Source organism: Candidatus Neomarinimicrobiota bacterium (assembly GCA_018647265.1).
Taxonomy (GTDB): Bacteria; Fidelibacterota; Marinisomatia; order Marinisomatales; family TCS55; genus TCS55.
On sequence record JABGTK010000022.1, the window covers coordinates 21,972 to 35,171 of the forward strand.

At 39.7% G+C, this 13,200-nt stretch carries 12 protein-coding genes; 2 read left to right on the plus strand and 10 right to left on the minus strand.

Translation table 11 applies throughout. From position 1 onward, the window contains the following. Window positions 1-90: 90 nt before the first annotated feature. The 10 genes from HN459_01710 to polA form a co-directional block, all read right to left on the minus strand. On the minus strand, window positions 91-1,005 hold the full coding sequence (locus HN459_01710) for a hypothetical protein (protein MBT3478157.1): 915 nt from the start codon (window positions 1,003-1,005) through the stop codon (window positions 91-93). Beyond that, window positions 989-1,384 (minus strand): acyl-CoA thioesterase, encoded by a 396-nt coding sequence (locus HN459_01715; GenBank protein MBT3478158.1) that lies wholly within the window; start codon window positions 1,382-1,384, stop codon window positions 989-991. Before HN459_01715 ends, HN459_01710 begins: the two co-directional genes overlap by 17 nt. A gap of 164 nt (window positions 1,385-1,548) precedes the next feature. Then, window positions 1,549-2,829 (minus strand): MFS transporter, encoded by a 1,281-nt coding sequence (locus HN459_01720; GenBank protein ID MBT3478159.1) that lies wholly within the window; start codon window positions 2,827-2,829, stop codon window positions 1,549-1,551. 33 nt (window positions 2,830-2,862) lie between these two features. Further along, window positions 2,863-4,005, minus strand: coding sequence for a hypothetical protein (locus tag HN459_01725; protein ID MBT3478160.1), 1,143 nt, complete (start codon window positions 4,003-4,005; stop codon window positions 2,863-2,865). Window positions 4,006-4,008: 3 nt separating this feature from the next. Further along, window positions 4,009-5,313, minus strand: a complete 1,305-nt coding sequence (locus HN459_01730; protein MBT3478161.1) for a DUF1343 domain-containing protein — start codon at window positions 5,311-5,313, stop codon at window positions 4,009-4,011. A 31-nt stretch (window positions 5,314-5,344) separates the two neighbouring features. Next, a complete protein-coding gene (gene alr, locus HN459_01735; protein MBT3478162.1) occupies window positions 5,345-6,451 on the minus strand; it encodes an alanine racemase in 1,107 nt (368 codons plus the stop codon). Window positions 6,452-6,460: 9 nt separating this feature from the next. Then, window positions 6,461-6,934, minus strand: coding sequence for a hypothetical protein (locus HN459_01740; protein MBT3478163.1), 474 nt, complete (start codon window positions 6,932-6,934; stop codon window positions 6,461-6,463). Continuing rightward, window positions 6,931-7,680, minus strand: coding sequence for an ABC transporter permease (locus tag HN459_01745; protein MBT3478164.1), 750 nt, complete (start codon window positions 7,678-7,680; stop codon window positions 6,931-6,933). Before HN459_01745 ends, HN459_01740 begins: the two co-directional genes overlap by 4 nt. After that, window positions 7,677-8,603 (minus strand): ABC transporter ATP-binding protein, encoded by a 927-nt coding sequence (locus tag HN459_01750; GenBank protein MBT3478165.1) that lies wholly within the window; start codon window positions 8,601-8,603, stop codon window positions 7,677-7,679. Before HN459_01750 ends, HN459_01745 begins: the two co-directional genes overlap by 4 nt. Further along, window positions 8,603-11,320, minus strand: a complete 2,718-nt coding sequence (gene polA, locus HN459_01755; GenBank protein ID MBT3478166.1) for a DNA polymerase I — start codon at window positions 11,318-11,320, stop codon at window positions 8,603-8,605. Before polA ends, HN459_01750 begins: the two co-directional genes overlap by 1 nt. A gap of 114 nt (window positions 11,321-11,434) precedes the next feature. On the opposite strand from polA, the gene HN459_01760 reads away from it, so the two are divergent. Next, window positions 11,435-12,094 carry a pyridoxamine 5'-phosphate oxidase family protein gene (locus HN459_01760; protein MBT3478167.1) on the plus strand — a complete coding sequence of 220 codons (660 nt, stop codon included), beginning with the start codon at window positions 11,435-11,437 and terminating at the stop codon, window positions 12,092-12,094. Between the two features lies 1 nt (window position 12,095). Continuing rightward, window positions 12,096-13,172, plus strand: coding sequence for a beta-lactamase family protein (locus HN459_01765; GenBank protein ID MBT3478168.1), 1,077 nt, complete (start codon window positions 12,096-12,098; stop codon window positions 13,170-13,172). Window positions 13,173-13,200: the final 28 nt, after the last annotated feature.

The following is a 13,200-nucleotide window of genomic DNA, read 5'->3' on the forward strand; positions in this document are numbered from 1 at the left end:
CATATTTCCCCCTTTGAATGGATACTAATTGAATTTATTGTTGAGATAATAAATGTATATTAGTGTTTGAGTGAGGTAGAAAATTAAGGGTTAATTATCTTTCATTAAAACATGTTTTTTCAAAATCCAACCATTCACATTTTGATATTTATTTTGATTGTCTAAATAGATGCGCACACGGCCGAATAACCTATCCCCCGCCACTTTAGAGATGACAACTTGGTCGCCTTCGTTCAGCAAAAATAATACTGCTGATCCATTTTCAGGTCCTTCTCTAAATGGAACCAGATCATCAATAACTTCATAAATAGTTTCACCAGTACCTAGTTTTATTGGTGATATTTTGACTGTCCTTTCAGAATCGCCCTCGGGCACTTCGATGCTGCCCTTCCATGTAGGAAACCGACCATCCGTATTAATGGATAGTAAAACCGGTTCACCCATATTCCGCTTTATGGGAATTCGAACTGGGGTATAACCACTAGAGTCTGCTTCAGCGGTAGACAGCGTCTCACCATTCTGGGAAATGCGAATATGACCATTGGGAATAGGATCACCGGAAGCATCATCCACGATGCTAAGTTTCATGATATCGGCCGGAATAAGAATATCAAATTGGGTTAGTGTTATCTCCCCACTGGCTGCATTGAACATTCGATATTGAAGATCATAGGCATCCCCAAGAGGTTCCATTTTTGCCACATTCCCAAGTGTATCCGAATTCAATATATTGGCGGGTAGGATAATCTGGATAGATTCATCGGGGAAAAATAATTTCTGCATATATGGTTCTGCCGGGTGGTTCCGGGGATATATACTAAAACGATAAGCCGTAGGCGTCACCTCAATCGGATTGACAGTTGCAATGATGCTTACCGTTTCCGATTCCTGAGCTTTTATTACCGATAAAATTGAATCAACTGCCGTGGAATCTTCTTGAGCAAATGCCAATGAAAGACATGTTATAAAATAAGTAGGTAGAAAAAGTTTAGCAGGATTTCCCATGGGGCGTTTTCTTATAATTCCCTTTTTCATCTTTTTTAACCGAAACCATGACAATTGTGGCAACACACGCCAAACGAGGATCAGAATTTCTGCCCTCTGCATAAGCATCCACTTGAATTTTGAAGGATGTATTTCCTGTATCAATAATGGTTGCAGTAAAATTTACCCAATCTCCCAGATAAACCGGTTCTTTGAATTCCACCTTATCAATGGTGCGCGTGACGGCGCCATCTACATCGGCCCCCTTTAAAAATCGATGGGCCACCTTGGCCGCAGCCAAGTCAACCCATGCTATCATTTGTCCACCAAAAAGAGTGCCCACCACGTTTATATGGTCAGGCATAACGAATTGTGAATATTTAGCTGAAACTCCCGGCATTATTTTAAAATCCTTTCCTGCAAAACTATGCATTGGTTATGATAAATAAAAAGCCCCGCAAATACACCCTCGAGAAATTCTGTTTTCCCTGAAGAGCACGCCACACCTGCGGGGCTTGATGAAAAAGTTTATCTTCAAGATGATATTGGTTTCAAGTATTTTTTTTATTTTAGGGATAAATATTCTTTTGCCATCCGTTCTCCCTCGTCAAGATCTACTTTTGTTAGGATAAATGCACCGGCAATAAACAGGACTGAAATAGCTAAAATTCCCATCCGTGGATTTCCGGTAACCAATCCAACATATCCCATGAGTGGCGGTCCAATAATGGCAGCAAATTTCCCCAACATATTATAAAACCCATAAAATTCTGCTGCTTTTTCCTTCGGTATAATACGTGAATACATAGATCGACTCAAGGCCTGTATACCTCCTTGGAAACAAGCGATAAGCACGGCAATTGCGTAAAAATGCCATAACTCTTGTACAAAAACTCCAAATATTGTAATGCCGATATAACCGCAAATAGCCACATAAATAGCCTTTTTAATACCAACCTTAAATGCGAACCAATTATAAGCAAGGGTGGCGGGGAAGCCTACAAATTGAACCAACAACAGTGCTGTGATTAGTGAACTTGCAGGAAAGCCAAGGCTTGTGCCATAATCCACAGCCATACGAATCAAGGTATCCACCCCATCGATATACAACCAATAGGCCAGCAGAAATGTGCCCACAACTTTCAGATGCCTTATCTCCCTAATTGTTTTCCCCAACTGGCCCCATCCTGCCCCAACCGCTTTCATTAATCCGATGGGATGATGAATTCGCGGTTCTTTTACAAATACCATAATTGGAATTGAAAATACGGCCCACCATACTGCCACCATGATAAATGAAATTCGAATAGCTGTAGCACCATCGGGGATTCCAAACATATCAGGATTTTTATACATAAGTACGTTGATAAGAAAAAGGATACCACCCCCAATATATCCCAAAGCAAATCCCAGAGATGAGGCATAATCAATCTTCTTTTTTGATGTAATTCCCGGTAGTAACGAGTCGTAAAAAATATTTCCACCCAAGAATCCCACCGATGCAATAATATATAACATAACTGCCATTTGCCATTGCCCTTGGCCTACAATCCATAAGGAGCCGGTTCCAATTATGCCAAGAAAAGCGAATAAGATTAAAAATTTCTTTTTGGCTGTACCTCTATCGGCAACGGCGCCCAAAAATGGCGCCATGGCAGCAACTATGATAGATGCAATAGAATTTGCCAATCCCAAATACCATGTACTTAAAGTAACACTGTCAGTATTGGACCAATATTCTTTAAAGAAAATTGGGAAAAAGCCTGCCATGACAGTCGTGGCAAAAGCGCTATTGGCCCAGTCATAAAAGGACCATGCCACAATAGATTTTTTTGAATCAATCATTTGGATGCCTATTCATGAAAAGAATATAGTTTTTTACCATGCCTGAAAGTAAGAACTTATCCGAATCCAGGATGATGTATACCCAAACGTGTGATAGGTTAAAAATGGTACATACCATCGCAATCCTAATTCCAATTCAAATGGAACTGGACCAAATTGCTTAAAGGGGTCTACATTTAGAAAATTTAATTTTATGAATTGGGTAGTTCTTGTTTTTTTTGTATCATAATTTTTTCGGGATACCATCCAACTATTCCAATCAGCACTGCCGGAAAAATATTTATCTCGGCCCGATGCCATCCAATCCATGCCAACAGAAAAGAACATTCGCTGAGGCCATAATTCCATTTGCCCTTGGATCGCTCCGAGCACTTGTCCTCCCTGCTCAAACAAAACAGCATTGCCGATAACTTTTGATATTGAATCAATCCCCGTTTCCTGAATCCACAAAAAGGAATAAGGCGGATTGATTATTTCTCGACTGGAAGATGAAAGGCCTATGGACCAATTTACATTAATAAGCCGGCCCCACATTTTACGGTACAATTCTCCAAAAACCCTTCCCCGCCATTGGGTTAAGCCATTGCTAATAGGTAATTGTTTGAATTGGTTGGGGATACCATTGTCATCGACATCCTTAGGATAATATTTTTTTAGTCGTTCTCCAAATGGAAATGTGGCATCAATTCCGCCATAAAGTGAATATTTATTCTTACCACCTCGCCAAGCCGGGTTCCCGAGGATGAGCACATTCATACCCATAGTGACGTTCCCCAATCCCGAATTAGATTTTAATTTTGGATAATATTGATTTAACAAATCATCCATAGGCGTAATTAAAGAATCGCTGGAAATTGACCAGCTGTGGGTTTGTTCATATTTATTCAATTTCGGAATATTCAACACAAAAGTTGATCTATCCGTAAAGCCATATTCAATGAGGAAAGTTTGGGTGGTTTTACTCCGTTTCCATTCTTGGGTAACTGTAAAGTCAGTGCCATTTAATTGATAAGTGAAATCCTTCCAACCATTTTTGCCATCGTGACCTTTCCAATTTCCCCTTGCAATTTTCTGCTGAAGGCTGATCCGCCAAACATTTTGGGGAATAGTGAAATGAGTTTGAGCTAAGGAATAAGTAAAAAGTAAGAAGTAAAAGGGGAAAAGTTTTTTGCCCATAAATTATTGATACAGTAAAAACTGCTGACGGAATTCATTGAACTTTAACACATCCTTCAGCCATAGAGGCGGCAAATAATTAGCCGGTTTTCCCTGAGCGGCAAAAACGCGTAGTTGGCTATGGCCAAAAAGCTTATCAATTCGGTGCAAAGCATCCCATTTGAATTGGCGGGGGTACAATTGTCGAGATAACACCATTATGGCTGTTGCTGTGGCCAATGGATCAAATCGATTCGGATCGGTAATATAAATATCCACGCCGCTGCAAACTTCATCCACATGAAGGGGTACAACTTTATCCTCTTCTTTTTTACGAGGGATATACTCTACTACGCGAAATTCCACACCGGGCAATTTTAAGAGGAGCAGTTTTTCGGCCAAGTGGTATCCAGAAAGCCATGGTGCACCAGCACGCATATAGGGTCTATCTGTTCCTCGGCCATCATTTAAATTGGTACCTTCCAAAAGTCCAAAACCTACATAAGCTAAATTAGTCTTAAGTGTGTTAATCTTTGGCTGGGGGTTAATCCAGGGATGTTCTGATTTATCCAACCAATAAGATCGCTTCCAATTCGCCATTGGAATCACCGTTAAGTTGGCTCTTTTTAAATTTTTAATCCAACCCATTTCATTGGCCATAATTACCATTTCTCCAATGGTCATGCCATGACGAATTGGCACCAGATGATAGCCTTCAAATGACTGGAATTGGGAACGAATAACCGGGCCATCTATACGATCACCCCGTAGCGGATTTGGACGATCCAACACCATGACTGGGGTATTCCAATGGCTGGCTACTTCCATTATTTTAGTCGTGGTCGCAACATAAGTAGAAAAACGCACGCCCGTGTCTTGAATATCTACAAGTATCAAATCCAATCCCCGCATGGACCATTCCGGTGGTTTTACATTTCGGCCGAAAACTTCGACAATTCGGGCATTATAAATGGGATCATACTTTTGATCTCCTTGAATTCTAAACCGTTCATTTTGCTCTGCGAATAAACCATATTGGGGTGTAAAAATTATTTCAATATCAATCTTTGGATGCGCTTTTAAAAGATCAAGAAGATGTGTTCCTTTTCGATTCACAGCCGTTTGATTGGTGAATACACCGATCGTTTTTCCATATAATGGCTTAAAGTCCATTTGCTCAAGAACATCGATACCATAAAAAATGGCAGGATGAAACGAAAGATCGGGAACGGGCATTACAATACTATGATTGAATTGCTGCCCGGCCAGAATTGAAAACAATAAAATTGCTTTCATAAAATATGGATAGATTAATTTTCCTCGAATCATCGTCAGGGAAATCTAATACGAATTGTGGGAATTAATCCTGATAGATTCGATGAGTCCTACCACCAATTGCTGTGGCCAAAACATAGGGAGTAGAATTGATTTTTTCAGCAATCATTTCCATGCGAACATCATCATTGCCGCTCTCACCGATTAAAAGAACCTCATCACCGAAGACCGGTTTAGTCTCTTCAAAATCAACCATAAATTGATCCATACAGATACGACCGGCAATTTTGAAATGTCTTCCATTAAAACTGACATATCCGCCTTCATACCATGGCCTGGGAATACCATCGGCAAAGCCACATTGAATTACGCCAATATTTGTTTCAAACTTTGTTTTATAGACACCGCCATAACTTACCTGAGTTCCGGCGGAAACTTGGCGAACTTCAACCACAGGTGCCCTGAACTCCATAACCGGTTGAACCGGTAAAGATTTGGGCACTTCATTGGATGGGAAGGCACCATAAAGTAGCATTCCCACACGGACAATATTATACGAACTTTGGTCCATATTTAATACGGCACCACTATTGGAAAAATGAATATATTTAAATGCGTATCCTATTTCGTCAGCAATATCCAAAACAATTTTAAACTTTGCTTCTTGCTCATAAGCATAGGATAGATCACCTTCATCCGCCGTAGAGAAGTGGGAATAAATCCCTTCACATGGTATTTGAGGATTATCCTTCAAGGTATGAATTAATGTCTCAATTTCAACAGTGTTGTACCCGAGACGCGTCATACCAGTATCCACTTTTATATGCACTTTTGGGCAGACATTTTTTGCATCATAATATGAAATCAAATCGGGTAAATCTGAACTGCTAGAGATATTTAAAATCAAATCATTGGAAATGGCCTTTCCCAGTCGAGCAGAGTCTATTCGGCTAAAAACTAAAATTTCCGATTTTATACCCGCTTCACGCAATTCAATACCTTCATCCAAATGAAATACGGCAAAAAAACGGCATCCGTGAGATTCTAGTGATTTAGCACAATCGACACCACCATGACCATATCCATTAGCTTTCACTACTGCCATGAGGGGCTTCCCTTGTACCTGATTTTGGATTAAATCATAGTTAAGCTTCAGTCGGTTCAGATGAATTTTTGCTTTGGGCCCTACCATAATTTTTTCTCAAATAGAAACAGGTGAATATTGTTCCGATAAATATTTTTTCAACTGGTCAAAATCTGAAAATATTCTTGAACTGCAGGCCATAATCCATCCACTCAGGTCTGGTTCCGGTAATTTATTAATCAAAAAAACGGGCTTTTTACAATCATAAGCAATAGTGACTTCTGCATGTGTTCCCGCACCTTTCAGCACATTCTCATCCCAAAGACAAATAATATAATCTGAATGGTTACGGACTATATCAATATCTCGATCTACGCAAATACGGATAAAATCTGCATATTTTTTCGGATCGGAATTTTTCCATTCTCGATAATTTTCCGCACCATTTTTCTTTACTAAGGATTGAGATTCCTCCACAGGGTTGTAGACAGAATGATTTAAATGCTTAACAAGCCAATTGGTAATATCTATGCGCCAGCCGGCACCCTCATCGATAGCAAATTCCATAGCGCCGGAAAGATAGGCTTTCATTGTTTCATCTTTCGTTTAAGGAGATATCCATTTAACCATGTCCAGCCAATGGCAATAACTAATGGTGCAAATATCTGGGGCCAATCCACCCTGTTAAAAAAAATAATTCCTCTCAAATCGGATAAAATCATACTTAAGGGTGAGTAAGACAAAATGGTTCCGATTGTTTTGGGATAAAAATCAAATTCCACCAATACGCCGGTGCCAAACAGAACGAACATAAACATGGTTATCACGATAGACAAATAGGTTGAAATCCTGTCGGTTAAAACAGAAAAAGTAATCACAAAATTCCCCAACATAAATGTATATAAAAAGGTGAAGACGGGAATGAATAAATACGCTGTCCAATTTAATGGCTCTGGTAAAAGGACCGTTAAAACACTCATTGCAACTAAGACATAAACTAATGATTCAAGGATAGATGTAGTTAAAAACCCAAGAATTAATTGTGTCTTGCTATAAGGCGCCAATGTTATGGGAATAAATGATTTTTTATGAATGCGCAAGTCAAACAAATCACGATAAATAATAGAAAAAGTCGAAAGTCCGGCTATTAAGAAGATGATTCCAGGAAACACCCATACTTCGTAAGGCACTCGATCTAGAGAACTGATCAATATATTTTTCATCACCATTGTTATGGCAATATGTAACAATAAAGGTAGCAATACCATAAAAGCGAGGGTTGACATTAAACGATGACGGATGAGCCATAATCTTCGAAAAAATAGCGCCTTAATCAATGTATCCCATCCTTGGCAAATTTGGCATCCATTAGATCTTGAAGGCCCAGCTTTTTCACACTGATATCTTTCATCACGGCAGAAGTAGCTGCATTAAGCACTTCAAAAAAAATATTTCTTTCACGACCATAAAAGTGAATGCTATTTCCAATTCTAGAAGGGTTTTTTACTTTGGGTAATTTGGATAACTGTTGAAATAAATTTTCCGGCAATTCTTCGAATTCAATTTGAAACTGGTGAAACTCAAAGGTACTTCCCAATAATTTATCCAGACTCCCATCCAAAGCAATTCGGCCATCCTCTAACACTAATATTCGATCATGAGCCGCTTCAACTTCCTGAAGAGATTGGCTCACATATACAATTGTTTTTACTCCTTTGAAGCGCAATAATAAGTCCCAAGTATGGCGATAAGATTCTGCATCCATAAAGGCGGTAGGTTCATCCATAATCAAGATTTCAGGATCATGGATTAAGGCGCGGAGTACCATTCCTTTTTTGACAATCCCCGGTGATATATCCTGAACCATTCTTTTGAGATATGGAATTATATGCAATTCCCGCGCCAGCTGTACCATGCGGGTGTTCACGGTTTCCACATCTATACTATAAAGCATTCCCATAAATCGAATATTTTGTTCAAGAGTCAACCATGGGTCAAGGTCAATTTCATGAGGGACAAAACCAATTGAGGACATCACCTCTAAACGCCGAGTGCGTGAATCCAATCCATTAATATAAACTTGGCCAAATTCCTGGTATTCAATCCCAGAAATCACTTTTAGCAACATAGATTTACCTGCTTCATTATCACCAATCACAGCAACGAGAGATCCTCGTTCAACACCAAATGTTAAACCGGCCAGTACAGTTTTATCTCCGGCTAATTTTCCAACTTTTTTGAGTGTAATACTTGCTTCCATCAGTGCGCTTCGTACCAAGATTTTCCATGGCCACAATCCACAACGATGGGCACGGATAAGGGTAATGCTATTTCCATTTCTTTAACAACCATGGACTCTAAAGAGTCTAACTCATTGTCCGGCACTTCAAAAACCAATTCATCATGGACCTGAAGTACCATTTTGGATTTCAATTTACCCGTTTCAATATTTTTCTGGATAGCGACCATAGCCAGTTTAATCATTTCTGCATTAGTCCCTTGAATGGGCATATTGATAGCCATTCGCTTGGCTGCTTCTCGATGAAGGTGGTTACTACTATCAATATCCCAAACTGGGCGACGGCGGCCCAACATTGTTTCAACATAATGGTTTTCGCGCGCTTTTTCTACTGTGGAATCAATATAATTCTTTATTCCGGAATAACGATTAAAATAGGCTTCAATGATTGCTTTGGCTTCTTTTAGGGGAATGCCTAATTCCTGGCTCATTCGAAATGGACCTGCGCCGTATAACAAACCAAAATTAACAATTTTTGCAGTCCGCCGCATTTCTGGAATGACATCTTCCATGGCAACATTAAATACTTCAGCAGCAGTTCGAGTATGAATATCTTCACCTTTATTGAAGGCATCTACCAATGCTTCATCCTGAGAAATATGAGCCATAATTCGTAGTTCGATTTGAGAATAATCTGCTGAAAATATTTTCCAGTCGTTATTTTCGCAACGAAATGCTTTACGAATTTCTCGCCCTTCTTCAGTACGAATCGGTATATTTTGGAAATTGGGGTCTCTTGAGGATAGTCGCCCCGTTGATGCCACCGTTTGACTAAATGTAGAATGGATCCGCTTTGTCTCTGGATGGATCAACGCCGGCAATGCATCTATATAAGTATTTTTAAGTTTATTTAGCTTTCTGTATTCAAGAATAAGTCCGGGGATTGGATTATCATTTTTCAATCGCTGAAGCACATTCTCTGCAGTGGAGCGCTTCTTTATTTCGGGTAATCCCTTAATATCAAATAATATATTGGCCAGTTGTTGGGTGGAATTCACATTGAACTCTGTTCCAGCTTCTTTCTGAATATCGATCACAAAACTATCGATCTTTTTTCCTAAATCGACGGACATAGTTTCCAACATTTGCCCATCCACAAACATGCCCTGAAATTCCATTTCTAGCAGGACTGGCAATAAAGGCATTTCAATTTCCTTGAAAAATTTCTCTATACCAACTTTCTTTAATTCATTCTCAAAAATGTAAGTGAGTTGCAGGGCGACATCCGCATCTTCAGCCGCGTAAAATGCACATTTTTCTAATTCCACTTCTGCCATGGTAATCTGGTTACGCCCTTTTCCTATCAAATCAGTAATAGGCACCATTCTGTATTCCAAATGCTCCATGCTGAGGTTATCTAATTTTAAATTGCGCGATTCGGGCTGTAACAAATGGGCGGCTATTAATGTATCAAATTGAATTCCTTTTACATCTATACCGTGCCGTTTAAGGATTAACGCATCAAATTTAATATTCTGTCCAGTTTTGGGAACAGATGCATCTTCCATCATCGGTTTAATAATGGATAATACTGAATTGAGCGCGTCACCAAATAAGTCAGGTTCTTTTTCTTTATATTGTATGGGAATGTAAACGCCAGTATTTGCTTTTGTAGAAAATGATAACCCAACAATTTCGCACCGCATGGGTATTACGGAAGTTGTTTCTAAGTCAAATGAAAGCCATTTACCTTTTTTCACCCGATTCACAAATGATCGAATTTCATCCTGAGTGAGTAAGGTTTTATAATCCTTTTCCGGCCGTTTCCCCTCAGTCGGTGCTTCCCCATGGAATGCATTAAGTTGCGTTTGGAGCGCCTGGAATTCTAATTCACGAAACAATTCATCTAATGCATTTACATTGAATCCATTTGTTTCCATTTCTTCGAAGTTTTCTTCGATATCCATATTGGTTACAATGGTGACTAGTTCTTGACTCAAAAAGGCATTCTCCCGACAATTCTGAAGTCCTTCCCGGGCCCGTTTATTTTTTACTTCATCCGCATGGTCCAGCGCATTTTCTAATGTGCCATATTCGTTCAATAATTTTACAGCAGTTTTTTCTCCGACTCCCATCACTCCAGGAACATTATCGGAAGCATCTCCCATGAGCCCCAAAAGGTCAATAATTTTTTCCGGCGGAACACCCCATTTTTCAATAACACCTTCACGGTCATAAATTTTTAAATCTTTTCGACTGCCCGATGGGGAATAAAGAAAGACATGGTCATTAATAAGCTGCATAAAGTCTTTGTCACCACTTACGATATAGACATCCAATCCGAATTCATCACCTTTTTTGGCTAAAGTTCCGATTATATCATCCGCTTCAAAACCCGGTCGCTCTAGTGTTGGGATGCGCATGGCGTCCATTAATTTCCCTAAATAAGGTAATTGATCCCGCATTTCTTCCGGCATTTTTTCACGGGTTGCTTTATATTCTGGGTAGCGTTCATGGCGAAAAGTTTTTTTGGATGAATCAAAGGCAGCCATGAGATAATCCGGTTTCTCTTGTCGTAGTAATTTGAGGACTTGATTAACAAACCCAAACAAGGCTGACGTATGCATTCCTTTGCTATTGATTAATGGATTTCGAATCATGGCAAAATGGGCACGATATAGCAAGGCATAGCCATCAATAATGAAAAGGCGTTTTCGGGTAGATTTATTAACTGACATGAAGCCTTTAAGTTAAAGGAAAATTGAAATATGATAATGGACAAAACTTTTGCCTTATGCATATTTCATGCCAAAATTCAAATTAGCAATTAAACCATTAATATAAGAGGTTGAATGAATTCTTTGAAAACTGAACGAACACGAGTTAAGCGAATCCCTGAGCGAGGTCACTACGACAAACAAACTATTTATTCCATAATTGATGAAGCCATATATTGCCATGTAGGCATTAATCATAACGATAGTCCAGTTGTTATTCCAACAATTCATGCCCGTAAAGATGATACCCTTTTTATTCATGGCTCTGCCGCCAGCCGATTACTAAAATCCGTACAAAGTGAAAATAATATGTGTGTTACTATCACTTTATTAGACGGAATTGTCTTGGCCCGATCGGCATTTCATCATTCTCTTAACTATCGTTCGGTAGTCATCTTTGGAAATGGAAAAATTGTAGAAGATGCGGATGAAAAAGGGCATGCACTTAAAATTGTTACTGATCATCTTATCCCTGGCCGTTGGGAAGATGCAAGGCAACCCAACCAAAAAGAACTGGATGCCACGACGGTTATTTCAATTTCACTCCAAGAAGCTTCTGCTAAAATTCGAAAGGGTCCGCCAGGGGACGAGGAAGAAGACTATGCACTCCCTGTCTGGGCTGGCGTTATGCCAATAGCGGTCACAAAAGGAGAACTCATATCCGATCCTGTTTTACCAGAAACAGTTGAAATTCCCGATTACCTCCATGAAAAATCAAAACATCACAAGGATTAGTATGGAAACATTGAAGAATTTTTATATCCTCATTTTTCTTTTTATCCTCGCAGTTGGAGGGAAATACAACTCAGGAAATAGTCCTGATAACAGGGCGGAGCGAATGATTCAGCGTTTCATGAAATCAAATAAAATCCCTGGGCTTTCAGTCACGGTTGGAAGGAAAGGAGAAATTGTTTGGAGCAAAGGATTTGGCCTCGCTGATATTGAACAAAATATTCCAGCGACGCCCAAAACACGATTCAGAATTGGCAGTGTTTCCAAAACAGTCACCTCCGCCGCCGTTGGTCGACTGTTAGACCAAGGTAAATTAGACTTGGATGCACCGATACAAAAATATGTCCACACCTTTCCCGTAAAAAAATGGCCTATCACAACGCGACAAACGATGGGACATTTGGCAGGCATTCGCCATTACCGAGGACAAGAAATGCTCAGTAATATATTTTATCCCGATGTAGCCAGTGGATTAGAAATATTTAACGATGATACCCTCCTCCATGAGCCCGGTTCAAAGTTTCGTTATAGCAGTTACGGATGGAATTTGGTGAGTGCTGTAGTGGAAGGTGCCTCAGGGATTGGATTCCTTGCCTATATGGAAGATTCCGTTTTTACATCGCTTGGATTGGAAACTCTCATGGCAGAGCATCGTGATTCTACCCTCTCCCCTATTGCCTCATTCTATCATATTAAAAATGGAACACCAATTTTAGCACCCAAAGTTGATAATAGTTACAAATGGGCCGGTGGAGGATATGTGGGAACCTCTACTGATATGGTCAATTTTATTCATGGGTTGAATCATTCAACTTTTATATCTGATAATTCTTTAATGGAATTACAAAAACCATTGCACCTAAATAACGGTAAATCTACGAATTATGGATTGGGGTGGGTGACGCAAAAAGATTTTTGGCGGAATAAGATTGTGGGCCATTCCGGTGGTTCAACGGGAGGACGCGCTATGTTAATTCACTATCCTGAAGAGGATGTGACCGTTGCTATTTTAGTGAATTCAGGAGGCGGCGGAAATTTGAACAGGCTTGCACGGCGGATAGCAAATCGGTTTATTAAGTAGGGGACACCAATCTGCATCCCCTAAAGTT